The organism is Magnetococcales bacterium (assembly GCA_015228815.1).
GTDB lineage: Bacteria > Pseudomonadota > Magnetococcia > Magnetococcales > UBA8363 > UBA8363.
In genome coordinates this window covers 18,477-32,867 of record JADGCV010000018.1, presented here as the reverse complement: position 1 = coordinate 32,867, position 14,391 = coordinate 18,477, and the positions used below count along the sequence as shown (strand labels likewise).

Genomic DNA, 14,391 nt, shown 5'->3' with positions numbered 1-14,391 from the left:
CTGCCCCCTTTTTTCTTTCAATAATCTCGAACCGGAGGGGGCACCTGGGGAGTTACCTTTTTTCTTTTCAATATTTTTAATACTTTTTTTATATATATCAGTACACTGTCAACGGTTTCCTCCAATTAATGAATGTGACAAAATAGAATCAATCAGACTCCGAGCCACCGTCACTCGTCCCCAGACGGTTGATCAGGCCCGCGACATATCCCGCGCCAAATCCATTGTCGATGTTGACGGTAGTGACGTTGGCGGCGCAACTGTTAAGCATCCCCAACAAGGCGGAAAGCCCGCCAAACGAAGCACCGTAACCTTGCGAGGTGGGTACGGCGATGACCGGTTTATCGACCAGTCCACCGATCACCGAAGGAAGCGCCCCTTCCATTCCGGCGACGACGACGAACACCCGGGCCCGGGCCAGAAGATCTCCCGCCGCCAACAGCCGATGGAGTCCGGCGACACCGCTGTCGAAATGGGTGACGACCCGCGCTCCCATGATGCGGGCGGTCAGGACCGCTTCCATGGCAACCTCGATGTCGGCGGTTCCGGCGGAAAACACGGCGACCAGTCCCGTTTCATCTCCCACTGGATCGCCCTCGCGGTACAGACACCGGGTATGTTCCTCGTTTTTCAGGTCGGGAAACCGTTCCATCAGACGTTTTTGCTGTTTTTTCGCCAGTCGGGTGATCAGGACCGCTCCAGGACGACCCAGGGCATGGGCGACCACCTCCCGCAAATGACGCCAGCGCTTTCCCTGAGCGAGGATCACCTCGGGAAAACCGTGGCGCACATGGCGATGGGTATCGAGTCGCGCCACCACCCGATCATGATCGCGAACCTCCTCGATCGGGAAACGGGCCAGATGTCGCATCGCCGACGCCACATCCATCCGCCCGCGATGGACCTCTTCGATAATGGTGCGCAGGCGATGGGGCGTCATGAAGCGATGCCCTCCCGCGAAGGTTGGGCCTCGATCAGAAACGGAGCGATCCGAAGCGCGGTTTCAGGCAGGGACCACCCCATCTTCCGGGCAAGTCGCAGCAGGTCGTCGTGTTCCGCCTTGCAGCGCCCCGCCGCCACCTTGACCCCGATCTCCCCCCAGGGCGTCGCCACGTTCTTTTCCGTTCGCGGCCAAAGAAACCGGTCACACGGTTGCATCCGCACCCCCAGAGTGGTGGAATGTTCCAGAATGACCCGGGCCAGTTCCGCAGCCCGATCCATGGCCACCATGCATTCCAATCGTACCCCCGGACGTCCCTTCTTCATCGTCACTCCCGACAAGGACACATCCAACGCCCCCGCCTCGAACAACCGGTCCCATAACGGACCAAACCATTCCGGATTCATGTCGTCGATGTTGGCGGTGATCAGAGTCACCCGGTCCCGATCCAGGCCCCCGCCAATGGCGGGAGAAGACTCCTGGGCCAGCATTCGCAGACCGTTGGTGCGTCCGGGAAGTTCCCTCGTCCCCAAACCCAAACCGCAACGATCGATCGTGGTCAACATGGAAGGTCCGAAACGCCTGGCGAAGTGAACCAGAATGACCGCCCCCGTGGGCGTCGTCAATTCACCAACCGCCCCCTCCATTTCCACCTGAAGAGGCACACGAAAGCGACGAAAGAGTTCCGCGACCGCCGGGACCGGAACCGGCATCGAACCATGGGCGCAACGTACCATCCCCGACCCGACCGCAACGGGAGACGCAGTCACCTCCGTCACCCCAAGCCGCCAGACGGCAAAAGCGGCGCCGCACACATCGAGAATGGCATCTTCCGCCCCGACTTCATGAAAATGGACCTCCTCGGGATCGATGCCATGCACCTTCCCCTCCACCTCGGCCAACAACGAAAACATCGCCGCCGCATCCTCCTTGACCCGTTCGGGCAGTCCGGAACGGGAAATCAAGGCAAGGATGTCCGCCAGATGACGGTGATGATGGTGGTCATGAGCGGCAGCCGGATGGGAATGGCCCTCTTCCCCGGAAAGAAGAAATGCGACATGAAGCCCGGACATGCCGCCACGACGCAACCGCGTCACATCCAGCCGCCAGGGAGCGAGGTCCAGTGTACCGAGGGCCTCGACCAGCGCCTCCCGATCAAGGCCAAGATCAAGACAACCGGCGATGAACATGTCACCGGCGATTCCGGAAACGGGATCCAGATGAATGCGCATGAACCGTGGTCCTCGCTGTCGATTCTTGCCGGGAAAGGGACGCCGTGGGTTAAAATCCACCCGACCCCAAAAGATGGGACAGCCTTCGATGTTCCACCATGAGGCACCGATCCTGAACCGAAAGCAATCCCGCCCGTCGGGTGATCGCCAGTGCCTCGTCGTTGATGATCCCACTTTGCAACCAGAACCCCCGGGCCGCCACCGCCTCTTCGGCAATGGGGAGCACCTCGTCGGAACGGCGAAACACATCGACCAGATCGACGGACACCCCCGGTGGAAGCTGCTTCAGCGAAGAAAAACAGGGTTCTCCAAGAATCTCACCCCCTCCCGGGCGGATGGGTATGATCCGATATCCCGCCCGCTGCATGTAGGCGGCAACCCGATGGGATGCCCGGTCGGGTTTCGGCGACAGGCCAATGACGGCAATGGTCTTGAAATTTTTCAAGATCGGCAGGATGATGTCGTGATCGATATTGGTCATGGATGGATCCGAAATGAGGTGGCTGTGCATCGGGCAATAAAGTCAAAACCAAAACCCTGGGGACAATCCCCCGTCATTCCCTGCCACGGCGGGCCCCCTTTTTTTTCTTTCAATAATTTTTTCCGCGACACGAACACCAAGTACCGGTGGTTTCTGCCGGCGAAAAGGTTATTATGGGGCAAACAGGATGGCATGTCCTGGAATTTCCATCGACAAGGATCACTTTAATGCTGGACGCGGCACGTCGCACCCTTGCACTCGAAGCCCGGGCCATCGATGCCATGGCCTCCCGACTGGACGAACGGTTCATCCTGGCGGTCAACCGCCTCCACGACTGTCGCGGTCGGGTGGTGGTCTCGGGAATGGGCAAATCGGGACTCATCGGACAAAAAATTGCCGCAACCCTGTCAAGCACCGGAACGCCCGCGTTTTTTCTTCATCCCGCCGAAGGCAGCCATGGCGACCTTGGCATGATGACCCGGCAGGATTGTCTGATCGCCCTCTCCAACAGTGGCGAAACAGGGGAACTCATCGCCATCATGCCGGTCGTCAAACGCCTCGGAGTCCCCCTGATCGGTCTTTTGGGACGCATCGATTCCACCCTTGGACGATTGTGCGACGTGGCGCTCGATGTGTCGGTCGAACGCGAAGCCTGCCCCCTGGGACTGGCCCCCACCAGTTCCACGACCGCGGCCCTGGCCATGGGCGACGCCCTGGCGGTTTCATTGTTGGAACAACGGGGCTTCGACGAAGAACAATTCGCCCTGTTCCATCCCGGAGGCAACCTGGGCAAACGATTGCTCCTGAAAGTCCAGGACCTCATGCACACCGGTTCCCGCATCCCTCTGGTTCCGGAACACGAAAATGGCCGGGAAACGATCCTGGAAATGACCGCGAAACGCTTCGGCATGACCGGAGTGGTCGATGCCTCGGGTCAACTGCTGGGCATCATCACCGATGGCGATCTGCGGCGGCATCTGGAACGTGGCTCCGCCCTTCTGACCCAGACGGCGGGTACACTGATGACCCGTCATCCCAAAACCATCACCTCCGACGCCCTGGCCGTCGAAGCCCTGCGCCTCATGGAGGAAAAAAAAATCACCAGTCTGTTCGTCCTCCCCGAACCCGCATCCAAAGGCCGCGACGCCGAATCCCGGACAAAGGCCCCGGACAGATCACCGACCGAAGTGATCGGGGTCATCCATCTCCATGACCTTCTGCAAGCAGGGCTGATATGATCTTTCCCGATTCGCTGGGGCGCCCCCTGCGCCTGCTTGCCCTGGACGTGGATGGGGTCCTGACCGACGGCATCATTCACATCGATGGCGCCGGCACGGAACACAAACGCTTTCATGTCGGCGATGGCATGGGAATACGTCTGCTCCTCGATGCAGGTTTGAAGGTCGGGTTGATTTCCGCCCGGAATTCGCCCGCCGTCACCCGGCGGGCCCAGGAACTGGGACTCTCCTTCGCGCATCAGGGAATCCACGGCGACAAGTGGAACTGCCTCCGGGAAGAAATACAACGGTCGGGATGCGAACCGGCCCAATGCGGTTTCATGGGAGACGACCTGATCGATCTTCCGGTCCTGTGCCGGGTCGGCCTGGCAACGGCACCCCAGGATGCCCGACCCGAGGTCCGACAACGAGTCCATTGGGTAGCCCAGGCCGCCGGAGGACGGGGAGCGGTTCGGGAACTGGCGGAAAAAATTCTTTTGGCACAGGGACGATGGGAACACATCGTCACAGGCTTCATTCCCGTCAAGGATTGAACCCTCCGATGAATCATGACACGGATCGCCCATGAAATCCTTGTCGGCCCGAGTGACGGGTCATCTTAAATACCTGTTTCTCGCCCTTGCCCTGCTGATCCTGGCGGGATTGGCATGGTATTTGTTGCAACAATCGGGAGGCGGACCGTTATTGATGCTCAAGACCGGACCCGAAGGCGCCATGGTCACCGATCCGAGCATGGTGCAGTTCGAAGGACGGGAAACGCGCTGGACCCTGAACGCCAAAAGTGCCGTCCGCGCCAGAGACGACAACATCGTCATCGAACAACCTCATTTGGAAGTGTATTTCAAGGATGGGGGAAAAATGATGGTGACCTCCAGACAGGGAGCGGTCAACAACGAAACACACGCCGTCATTTTTCACGGCGAGGTCACGGCAACGAACGGTCCCTTCAACGTGCTGACAACCAACTGGTTGCGGTTTGATCCCAACAGGCAAATACTGTATACCGATCAGGCGTTCCGTCTGGAGGGGGAAAACCATCAACTGGAAGGGGTCGGATTCACGCTTGATCAGGAAACGCAAATCCTTCGGGTACACGACAAGGTGAAGGTGATGTTCAACAAGGATCGCGTCAAGGAGAATGGAGCGTGGGGTTCCTGAACCAGTCATGGACCGGTGGCGTGCCACGAAAGGGGCCCTTGCGATCGCTCGTCCGACACTTCGTGGCCCTGGGCCTTCTTGGCGTCTCCAGTGGCGGCGCGGCAAACGGCAACAGCCTGGTCGTGACCGCCGATGCCCTGGAAATGGATCAAAAACTCCAGACCGCGACATTCTCCGGCAATGTCGTGGCGGAAGACGGTCACATGCGCATCACCTCGGACCGCATGACGGTCCACTACATCATGAAGCCGCAATCGGGCCGTGGGCGCGGCAGTGTGCGCGAGGTCAAGGCGGATGGTCATGTCGCCATCGATCAAGGGGAAAATCACGGGGTGGCAACCTCGGCGGTCTACAGCGTCGGCCAACGCACCCTGGAACTCGTCGGCGGTCAGAACAACGCCTCCATCCAACGAGGACAGGATCATCTTGAAGGAAAACGAATCCTCCTGACCCTGGGAACCGATCTTCGCATCGACAAGGTTTCGGTCCAGAGCGGCGGTGGCAACAACCGGGTCTCCGCCCGCATCACCCCGTCGGGAAAAGTCGAAAAGGATGGTCCACCCGGCACCCTTCCGGAACTGATCGGCGTCGAAAAAACTCCGGGTCCCAAGGGGGCTACCCCCAGAAAGGTCGATCCCGCCAAACCATCCGCTGCCGTGGAATCAAACGCCATCACGGCCACCCCGCGCCAACGATACCCCCTCCCCGAAGCCCGCCCCACACAACGCCCCGGCCAGGAGCCGGGCGATTGACATGGCCAGGGAACACGAGTCCATCCTGGAACGGGGCTCCGTAATGGCCCTCGGCCTGGGGAAAAGCTATCGTGGCCGTCAGGTCGTCGATGATGTCGGCCTTAAACTTGTCGCTGGCGAGGTCGTCGGTCTTCTGGGCCCCAATGGCGCCGGCAAGACCACCACATTCTACATGATCGTCGGCCTCGTCGCCCCCGACAAAGGGTCCATCTGGCTCGACGGTCGTGACATCACCAACGATGCCATGTATCTTCGGGCCCGCCGCGGCATCTCCTACCTGCCCCAGGAACCCTCGGTATTTCGTAAACTATCGGTCCGGGACAATATTCTGGCCATTCTTGAAACATTGCCGTTGACACGGGAGCAAAGACTGGAAAAACTGGAGGAACTCCTTGTCGAACTGGGTGTCTCGCACCTGGCCCGGTCCATGGGCTATACCCTTTCAGGTGGTGAACGCCGCCGGGTCGAGGTCGCCCGGGCCCTGGCCATCGAACCCCGGTTCATCCTTCTGGACGAACCCTTCGCCGGAGTCGATCCACTGGCCATCGAAGACATCCGTTCCATCATCCTCCACCTGAAACAAAGAGGAATCGGTATCCTGATCACCGACCACAATGTTCGTGAGACCTTGGGAATTTGCGACAGAGCCTATATCCTTTCCCAAGGTCGGGTCCTGGCACGAGGTCTTCCCGACACGGTGGTCCGCGATGAACAGGTCCGGCAAATGTATCTTGGAGAAACATTCAGGCTCGATTAGACGCAAGGGAAGTTCATGGCCTTAGGTTTGGAACTCAAACTCCGGATGGGCATGCAGTTGGTGATGACGCCCCAACTGCAAATGGCCATCAAACTGTTACAGATGTCCAGCCTGGATCTGGCGGACTATCTGCAGGAGGAACTCGAAAAAAATCCACTTCTCGAACGGGAAGATGGTCCGGACGAGGGGGCCGATGCCTCCGGCGCGGAAAAACAGGACGATTCCGGGGAACATTATGGTTCCGAGGGGGAAGAGTCCTTTCCCATCCGGCCCGATGGCGTCGATATCGTCAAGGAACGGGACAAACTGGATCGTGAAGGGAGCGAATCGAGCCTGGGTGAAGAACTTCAGGTCGATGCCTCCTGGGATGATGTCTACGGCGACAGCTATTCGGCCCTGCCCTTCGAGAATTCCACCAGTACCGAAGCGCCACCCCTGGAAAACACCCTCACCGGAAGCCAGACCCTTCAAGACCACCTGGTCTGGCAACTGGGGGTTTCCGCCTTGAACGAACGGGAACGGTCCCTGGGACTGACCCTGATCGATGCCATCGATGAAAACGGTTATCTCACCACCAGCCTGCATGCCATCGCCGAGATGACCGGCGCCTCCGAGGAGGACCTGGAGGACGCCCTGATCCTGATCCAATCCTTCGACCCCGCCGGCATCGGCGCCCGCAATCTGGCGGAATGCCTTTATCTTCAATTGAAAAACGAAGGGATGGCTCATCCCCCCTACACCCAGCTTCTGGAAAACCTTGAAGATCTTGCGCGCAGGGATTTTCGCAAACTCAAACGCCTGCTCAAACTTGACGAAGAGGAACTGAGCGATGCCGTCGCGGTCATCCAATCGCTCAACCCAAAACCGGGACTGGCCTACGGCAGCGATCAGGCCAACTATATCGTCCCCGACGTGTTCGTCCGGAAGATCGATGGCGAATGGGTCGTCGAGATCAATCCCGAAACCCAACCCCGCCTCCGCATCAATCGTGCCTATGAAGCGGCCCTTGGCAGCAACATATCCTCGCAGGACAAACGATTCCTGGCCGACAACGCCCGTTCGGCCCAATGGTTGATCAAAAGCCTTGAACAACGTTCGAGCACCATCTTCCGGGTCGCCGAAAGCATCGTCCGCTTCCAGAAGGATTTTCTCGATCATGGGCAGGAATACCTCAAACCCCTGATCCTCAAGGATGTCGCCGATGACATCGGCGTCCATGAATCGACCACATCGCGCGTCACCAGCAATAAATACATGCACACCCCGCGGGGAATTTTCGAACTCAAGTTTTTCTTTTCCTCCTCGCTGGGTTCGCAAACCGGGGGAGAAAATCATTCGTCCGAGGCCGTCAAATACAAGATTCGCAAACTTGTGGACAGTGAACCACCCAATCGGCCATTCTCGGATGAAAAACTGGCCAAACTGCTTCGGGAACAGGGAATCGACGTCGCCCGGCGGACCGTGGCCAAATATCGCGACGCCCTGAACATCCCTTCTTCCTCGCGCCGCAAGCAATTGGCCCCGAAAGGCGATAGCGAATGATCGGGAGAAACACCTGGAGTGGATGGAATGAATCCGGAGAAACAAATCAGCCATCTGGTGATCCTGACCGGTTGTTCCGGGGCGGGAATCTCCAGTTCCCTGAAACATCTTCAGGATATGGGTTTTTCGTGGATGGACAATCCTCCGCCCGAAGGCATCCTCTCCCTGATCGAACACAGCCGCGCCGCGCCGGACACTGCAAAACGATGGGCCATCGGGTTGCATTGGCATGAAGGATACGACATCGCATCATTGAAATCGATCCTCGAAACCCTTTCCCACAAAACACGGCGAATGGAACTGGTCTTTCTCGAAGCCAAACCCGAAGTGTTGGTTTCGCGCTATCGCGAAACACGCCGCAGGCATCCCATGGCCGAAAATCGTACCGTAAGCGAGGCAGTCCTGAAAGAAATAAATGGTTTGCAACCACTTCGGGCGATGGCGAACACAATCCTGGATACTTCCAAAACCACTCTGCCCGAACACAAGGAACGGCTGCAACGTCTTTTCGAGACAAAAACCTCCGCGAATCTAATCATCGTCCTGCGCTCCTTCGGCTTCAAGTACGGCATCAATACCGACGCCGATATGGTCCTGGATGCGCGTTTTCTTCCCAATCCCTACTACCTCCCCGAACTCAGAGACCTGACCGGACTGGAGGCCCCCGTCCAGGCGTTCCTCGCCCAGGATGGCGACGTCCAATCCTTCCTCGATCGTCTCGTGGAATTGTTCGCCTACCTCCTGCCACGCTACGAAATGGAGAAAAAACACTATTTTACCATCGATATCGGATGCACCGGCGGCCACCATCGATCGGTATTCCTGGTGCGGCAATTGTCACAACGACTTGATTCCATGGGGTATCAGGTATTGGTGCGCCACCGGGAACTGGAACGGTAACGGAAACGCATCCTTTTGTCCTTGATTCTGGACCCGGAAATGCCCAATACAAGGACATTGCCCATGACAAATTGAATTCATTTGTTTAAAGTAGACGCAATTAATATCCACTCCTGGCAGTAGGCCGCCCCGGGGTATACATCGGGGTCCCACTGGGGTTCATCTTGCAATGGAGACTCATGGAATGAGCAGGAACTATCTTTTTACCTCCGAATCGGTTTCGGAAGGGCATCCCGACAAAATGGCCGACAGAATTTCCGACGGCATTCTCGATGCCCTCCTGGAACAGGATCCCAAAAGCAGGGTTGCCTGCGAAACCATGATCACCACCGGCATGGCCATCATCGCCGGTGAAATCACCACCCGGGCGGTCATCGACTACCCGGCGACGGTGCGGGAGGCCATCAAGGAGATCGGTTACAACTCGACCGAAAAGATGGGGTTCGATTACGCCTCGTGCGCCGTGCTGGTCAGTCTGGACAAACAATCACCCGACATTGCCCAGGGCGTCAACGAGGGCCAGGGGCTGGATCTGGACCAGGGGGCCGGGGATCAGGGATTGATGTTCGGTTTTGCCTGCAACGAAACCCCGCAACTCATGCCCGCCCCGATCCACTACGCCCACCGGATCATGGAACGCCAGGCGCGGGTCCGCAAGGAGGGAAAACTTTCCTGGCTCAGGCCCGATGCCAAATCCCAGGTCACCATCCGCTATGAAGAAGGCAAACCGGTAGCCATCGATACCGTCGTCGTCTCGACGCAGCACGATCCCGATATTGCCCATGAACGCCTGAAGGAAGCGGTCATCGAGGAGATCATCAAACCGGAACTTCCACCCCACCTCCTCAAGGGATCGGTCACCTACCATGTCAATCCAACCGGACGGTTCGTCATCGGCGGTCCCGTGGGCGACTGCGGCCTGACCGGACGCAAGATTATCGTCGATACCTATGGCGGAGCCGGCTACCATGGCGGCGGCGCCTTTTCCGGCAAGGATCCATCCAAGGTCGATCGCTCCTCCGCCTACATGGGACGTTACATCGCCAAAAACATTGTCGCCTCGGGCGTGGCGGACCGTTGCGAGGTCCAGGTTGCCTATGCCATCGGCGTCGCCAAACCGGTCTCGATGATGGTCAACACCTTCGGCACCGGCAAAATCGCCGATGAAAACATCGAGGCATTGATCCGCGAACATTTCGACCTGCGCCCGAAAGCCATCATTCAAACCTTGAACCTTTTGCGCCCCATCTACCGCAAAACCGCCGCCTACGGCCATTTTGGCCGCGAGTTGCCAGAATTTTATTGGGAAAGGACCGACAAGGCCGCAGCCATCCGCCAATCATCGGGTCTTTAGAGTCCCAAAGACCGATCGCCCCGCCACTTTCCCGGGAGTGGAACATATCCCACCCCGGAAAGGTGGTCGGAGGGCGCTTCCTCCACGACTCGAACACCTTCCGTAGCCACCGTACAGCCCTTTGTATCCAGACTTCCACGCTTTTTTCCTTGGGGACCGTCGCCACCCACCCCATCATCGTTCATTATCGTTCCGAGGATAAAAACAACCATGAGTACACAACCCCGAGTGAAAACCACGCCGCAAAACGATTACAAAGTTGCCAATCTTTCCCTGGCAGACTGGGGACGCAAGGAAATCGCCATTGCCGAAACCGAAATGCCCGGTCTCATGGCCCTGCGCGAAGAGTATGCCGGCAAAAAACCCCTGGCGGGGGCGCGGATCGCCGGCTGCCTGCACATGACCATCCAGACCGCCGTCCTGATCGAAACCCTGGTCGCCCTGGGCGCCGAAATACGCTGGTCCTCCTGCAACATTTTTTCCACCCAGGACCAGGCCGCCGCCGCCATCGCCCAGGCCGGAATCCCGGTGTTCGCCTGGAAGGGGGAAACCGAAGAGGAATTCTGGTGGTGCATCGAACAAACGATCCGCGGTCCCAACGGATGGACCCCCAACATGATCCTCGATGACGGCGGCGACCTGACCATCGTCATGCATCGCCCCGAATACGCCGATCTGATGGCCCAGGTGCGCGGCATCTCCGAGGAAACAACCACCGGAGTCCACCGCCTCAATGAAATGGCCGCCCAGGGGGTGCTGAAAGTTCCCGCCTTCAATGTCAATGATTCGGTGACCAAGTCCAAATTCGACAACCTGTACGGCTGCCGCGAATCGCTGGTCGATGGTATCAAACGGGCGACCGATGTCATGATCGCCGGCAAGATCGCGGTGGTGTGCGGCTACGGCGATGTCGGCAAGGGATGCGCCCAGGCCTTTCGTGGCCTGGGCGCCACCGTATGGATCACCGAAATCGATCCGATCTGTGCCTTGCAGGCGGCCATGGAAGGCTACCGCGTGGTCACCATGGAGGATGCCGCCCCCCTGGCCAACATCTTCGTCACCGCCACCGGCAACGTCAACGTCATCACCCGCGGGCATATGGATGCCATGAAGGATCAATCCATCGTCTGCAACATTGGCCATTTCGACTCGGAAATCGACATCGCCGGCATCCGCAATCTTACCTGGGAAAACATCAAGCCCCAGGTCGATCATGTCATCTTTCCCGATGGCAAACGGCTCATCGTCCTGGCCGAGGGGCGTCTGGTCAACCTGGGGTGCGCCACCGGTCATCCCAGCTTCGTGATGTCCAATTCGTTCACCAATCAGGTCATGGCCCAATTGGAATTGTGGAACAACCCCGGCAAATATCCCGTCGGCGTCTACATCCTCCCCAAGGCACTCGACGAAAAGGTCGCTCGTTTGCACCTCGGCAAACTGGGCGCCAAACTGACCCGTCTCACCGAAAAACAGGCCGCCTACATCGGTGTTCCCGTCCACGGTCCCTTCAAACCGGAACACTACCGCTATTGACCTGCACCCACCCGGGGGGATTCATCCCCCCGGTCTACCGTCCAATGCACCCCAGAGACACAACCTGTCGAAATTTGCACTTTTTGACATTCATGGAAAAAATCTTTCCACTCCAGAAAACTATCCAATCTTTCAACAACTTGGAATGGTCCTCCGTTCAGAAATCCCCTTGTCCCCCGAGACCAGCGGAAAAGAATTTTCCACTTTCTTTTTCCGTCAATTAAATTATTCAACAGAGCGTTGTTTTCATTATTCTTTTCAATGTGGCACAAGTCTTGATAGACTCTTGTTGAAGAGAAATTCTTGAGACGATTCAGCCGGTGCTTGGACGCCACCGGTTCACGGAAGGACGGGAATTCATTTCCTGTCCTTGCCAGGGGCAGGCGTACCCCCCTTCATCTGCCCCTGAAGGCTCATAGGTGAGCATTTGACATAGGTTGTGGTTACACACGCCTATGGCCAGGGGCCGGTTCCCCTCTCCCCCCCTCTTACCGGCCCCTGGCATTTTTTTTCCATCCGCCCAATCCTGTTGTTTGCGATATTTTCCTTGTTCCCCCCTCTCAGGTCCATCATTTTTTTTTCATATCCTCTGGTTCCAATCCACGTTTTACCAATAAAAAAAAAGACTGCCGCTAACGGCAGTCTTCAGATTGAACCCATCCAGGAAGTACACTTCCCGAAAATCGTTTTATTCTATTTGAGCGGCCCCACAAGGGCGATCAATACCGCCGCCAGGATGGCCGAGGTGATGACACCGCTGATATTGGCACCCATGGCCTGCGGCAGGATGATGCATTCACGGTTTACTTTGGTAACACTCTTTTGCGCCACCTTGGCACATGTCGGAACGCAACTGACTCCCGCAATGCCAATCACCGGGTTGTATTTTTTCCCCGACCAGAAATAAAGCGCATACCCCCCGAGGATTCCGCCAATGGCTGCCACGGTCAGGGCAAAGATGCCAAGGACGAGCAGACGCAGCACCACCGGGTTCATGATGGTCGCAGCTTCGCAAAGAATGCCGAGAACCAGACCAAGGAAGAAGGTCGCTCCATAAAGCACGGTATTGGAGAAAAGGGTATGAAAATCCTTGAGGCCCGCTTCACGAATGGTCACCCCAAGAAACACGGAGAGAAACAGAGGAGCGGCGACCGGAAACAGCAGACAGAGAAGGATGCAGGTGATGATGGCAAAAACCATCTTCTGTCCGGCGGTGATCCGTACCGGTTTTTCGATCGGCATTGGAATGGCCAGGATATGCTCCGGGATCATCGCCTTGATCAGATAGGGATACCCGCCATAAGTCAGCCCCAGATAAAGATAGGCGACCACAGTGATCGGGACAAAGATGTCCGGGGCCAGCATCAAGGATGCGAACAGCACCATCGGGCCATCCGCCCCGCCGATCGTCGAGGTGGCGGCGGCCGCCCCCTCGGGCAAACCGATGGCCACCCCCAGAGGATAGGTCACGATGGTCCCCAGTTCGGCGCACACCGCAATGAACATGCTCTGAAAGGGCCGGGCCATGATGTACCCGACATCCAGGAGCGATCCGATCCCCATGAACACCAGACAGGCGATCAAACCGTTGGAGAAGGTATAGATGTAAATCGGCTGAAGAAAATCGACCTGGAGTATGTAGGTCAGTTTTTCCCCTTCGGAAATCATCGGGTTGAGAAACAATGTTCCCTTGTCTCCCTGCTCCGGAAGATTCATGGAAGGTGGAACAAACATGACGCCCGCGTTGACCGCCGCCATGCCCAACCCCATGGGAACCATCAGCAGAGGTTCGAGCACCCCCTTGTGCCCAAGATAAATCAGAACGCAGCCAAGAGCGATGAGAAACAGTCTGGCGAAAGCGATTGAAGGTTGGCTTTCGAAAGAGGACACCAATGTACTGATGCCCTGAAAAATATCCAATGGGTTAATATCCACGCCGGTGCTCCTCCTGATACCATAATGCCCGATCAACCGTTATCCGACCTGATCCACCAGAAAAGCCGGTGGCACAATACCGACCCGCCACGACAAAGATTCCCGCACGCCCCTGCCAGAAACACCACGGCAAAACGGACGGAAAAAAAACTCCCTCCAAAACATTCCCCGGATCGCCTGAATCATCGGCAAACAGACGATCGGCGATCCGGAAAAAGCACACCCGCGCCGCGGAGAGAAAAAACTCTTCGGTCAGGCGATGTTCATCAACAGTTGAGCGGACTCCACCGCGTCACCCACCTTGACCGCCAAGTCTTTCACGGTCCCGGCGCGATGGGCGACCACCTCGTTTTTCTGTTTCATGGCTTCGATTTCGACGACCCGGTCTCCAGCCTTGACGACATCGCCATCCTTGACGAACACGGCAGTCACGATCCCGGCGAGGGGGGCGATCCGGGCTTCCTGACCACCGGCGGCAGCCGGAGCGGCGGCCTTCGGCGGCGGAGGGGCTGCGACCGGAGCAGCAGCCGGCGCTTCCCTGGAAACCATTCTCGGAGCCACCGGGGTCT

General features: G+C 57.7%; 14 protein-coding genes. 9 read left to right on the top strand and 5 right to left on the bottom strand.

What is annotated here, in order from left to right; genetic code table 11:
• Positions 1-148: 148 nt before the first annotated feature.
• Genes larB through HQL76_09235 form a run of 3 tightly spaced genes read right to left on the bottom strand, consistent with a single transcriptional unit; the run spans position 149 to position 2,683 of the window.
• On the bottom strand, positions 149-940 hold the full coding sequence (gene larB / locus HQL76_09245; GenBank protein MBF0109349.1) for a nickel pincer cofactor biosynthesis protein LarB: 792 nt from the start codon (positions 938-940) through the stop codon (positions 149-151).
• A complete protein-coding gene (larC, locus tag HQL76_09240) occupies positions 937-2,172 on the bottom strand; it encodes a nickel pincer cofactor biosynthesis protein LarC (GenBank protein MBF0109348.1) in 1,236 nt (411 codons plus the stop codon). The genes larB and larC overlap by 4 nt, the downstream gene beginning before the upstream one ends.
• A gap of 49 nt (positions 2,173-2,221) precedes the next feature.
• A complete protein-coding gene (locus tag HQL76_09235; GenBank protein MBF0109347.1) occupies positions 2,222-2,683 on the bottom strand; it encodes a CoA-binding protein in 462 nt (153 codons plus the stop codon).
• Between the two features lie 197 nt (positions 2,684-2,880).
• Here HQL76_09235 and HQL76_09230 point away from each other — a divergent pair, with 197 nt between their 5' ends.
• The 9 genes from HQL76_09230 to HQL76_09190 all read left to right on the top strand — a co-directional run bounded on the left by HQL76_09230 (position 2,881) and on the right by HQL76_09190 (position 11,887).
• On the top strand, positions 2,881-3,891 hold the full coding sequence (locus HQL76_09230; protein MBF0109346.1) for a KpsF/GutQ family sugar-phosphate isomerase: 1,011 nt from the start codon (positions 2,881-2,883) through the stop codon (positions 3,889-3,891).
• The gene (locus HQL76_09225; GenBank protein MBF0109345.1) at positions 3,888-4,424 is read left to right on the top strand and encodes a phenylphosphate carboxylase subunit delta; all 537 of its coding nucleotides are present in this window, start codon (positions 3,888-3,890) and stop codon (positions 4,422-4,424) included. The genes HQL76_09230 and HQL76_09225 overlap by 4 nt, the downstream gene beginning before the upstream one ends.
• Positions 4,425-4,455: 31 nt before the next feature.
• A complete protein-coding gene (gene lptC, locus HQL76_09220) occupies positions 4,456-5,049 on the top strand; it encodes an LPS export ABC transporter periplasmic protein LptC (protein ID MBF0109344.1) in 594 nt (197 codons plus the stop codon).
• Positions 5,037-5,801, top strand: coding sequence for a hypothetical protein (locus HQL76_09215; protein ID MBF0109343.1), 765 nt, complete (start codon positions 5,037-5,039; stop codon positions 5,799-5,801). Before lptC ends, HQL76_09215 begins: the two co-directional genes overlap by 13 nt.
• Position 5,802: 1 nt before the next feature.
• A complete protein-coding gene (lptB, locus tag HQL76_09210; protein MBF0109342.1) occupies positions 5,803-6,558 on the top strand; it encodes an LPS export ABC transporter ATP-binding protein in 756 nt (251 codons plus the stop codon).
• Positions 6,559-6,573: 15 nt separating this feature from the next.
• On the top strand, positions 6,574-8,100 hold the full coding sequence (locus tag HQL76_09205; GenBank protein ID MBF0109341.1) for an RNA polymerase factor sigma-54: 1,527 nt from the start codon (positions 6,574-6,576) through the stop codon (positions 8,098-8,100).
• Between the two features lie 27 nt (positions 8,101-8,127).
• The gene (gene rapZ, locus HQL76_09200) at positions 8,128-9,000 is read left to right on the top strand and encodes an RNase adapter RapZ (GenBank protein ID MBF0109340.1); all 873 of its coding nucleotides are present in this window, start codon (positions 8,128-8,130) and stop codon (positions 8,998-9,000) included.
• Between the two features lie 184 nt (positions 9,001-9,184).
• Positions 9,185-10,354: a methionine adenosyltransferase gene (locus tag HQL76_09195; GenBank protein MBF0109339.1), complete on the top strand. Its 1,170-nt coding sequence runs from the start codon at positions 9,185-9,187 to the stop codon at positions 10,352-10,354.
• Between the two features lie 210 nt (positions 10,355-10,564).
• The gene (locus HQL76_09190; GenBank protein ID MBF0109338.1) at positions 10,565-11,887 is read left to right on the top strand and encodes an adenosylhomocysteinase; all 1,323 of its coding nucleotides are present in this window, start codon (positions 10,565-10,567) and stop codon (positions 11,885-11,887) included.
• Positions 11,888-12,580: 693 nt separating this feature from the next.
• On the opposite strand, the gene HQL76_09185 is transcribed toward HQL76_09190, so the two are convergent.
• Positions 12,581-13,822: a sodium ion-translocating decarboxylase subunit beta gene (locus HQL76_09185; protein ID MBF0109337.1), complete on the bottom strand. Its 1,242-nt coding sequence runs from the start codon at positions 13,820-13,822 to the stop codon at positions 12,581-12,583.
• 252 nt (positions 13,823-14,074) lie between these two features.
• Complete coding sequence (locus tag HQL76_09180) at positions 14,075-14,371, bottom strand: acetyl-CoA carboxylase biotin carboxyl carrier protein subunit (GenBank protein MBF0109336.1); 297 nt, start codon at positions 14,369-14,371, stop codon at positions 14,075-14,077.
• Positions 14,372-14,391: the final 20 nt, after the last annotated feature.

What these genes read in the sequence shown, in the direction of transcription:
- lptC (MBF0109344.1), top strand. Translation starts at nt 4,456, where the DNA reads ATGAAATCCTTGTCGGCCCGAGTGACGGGTCATCTTAAATACCTGTTT.
- rapZ (MBF0109340.1), top strand. Translation starts at nt 8,128, where the DNA reads ATGAATCCGGAGAAACAAATCAGCCATCTGGTGATCCTGACCGGTTGT.
- HQL76_09180 (MBF0109336.1), bottom strand. Translation starts at nt 14,371, where the DNA reads ATGGTTTCCAGGGAAGCGCCGGCTGCTGCTCCGGTCGCAGCCCCTCCG.
- HQL76_09235 (MBF0109347.1), bottom strand. Translation starts at nt 2,683, where the DNA reads ATGCACAGCCACCTCATTTCGGATCCATCCATGACCAATATCGATCAC.
- HQL76_09205 (MBF0109341.1), top strand. Translation starts at nt 6,574, where the DNA reads ATGGCCTTAGGTTTGGAACTCAAACTCCGGATGGGCATGCAGTTGGTG.
- HQL76_09190 (MBF0109338.1), top strand. Translation starts at nt 10,565, where the DNA reads ATGAGTACACAACCCCGAGTGAAAACCACGCCGCAAAACGATTACAAA.
- HQL76_09195 (MBF0109339.1), top strand. Translation starts at nt 9,185, where the DNA reads ATGAGCAGGAACTATCTTTTTACCTCCGAATCGGTTTCGGAAGGGCAT.
- larC (MBF0109348.1), bottom strand. Translation starts at nt 2,172, where the DNA reads ATGCGCATTCATCTGGATCCCGTTTCCGGAATCGCCGGTGACATGTTC.
- larB (MBF0109349.1), bottom strand. Translation starts at nt 940, where the DNA reads ATGACGCCCCATCGCCTGCGCACCATTATCGAAGAGGTCCATCGCGGG.
- lptB (MBF0109342.1), top strand. Translation starts at nt 5,803, where the DNA reads ATGGCCAGGGAACACGAGTCCATCCTGGAACGGGGCTCCGTAATGGCC.
- HQL76_09230 (MBF0109346.1), top strand. Translation starts at nt 2,881, where the DNA reads ATGCTGGACGCGGCACGTCGCACCCTTGCACTCGAAGCCCGGGCCATC.
- HQL76_09225 (MBF0109345.1), top strand. Translation starts at nt 3,888, where the DNA reads ATGATCTTTCCCGATTCGCTGGGGCGCCCCCTGCGCCTGCTTGCCCTG.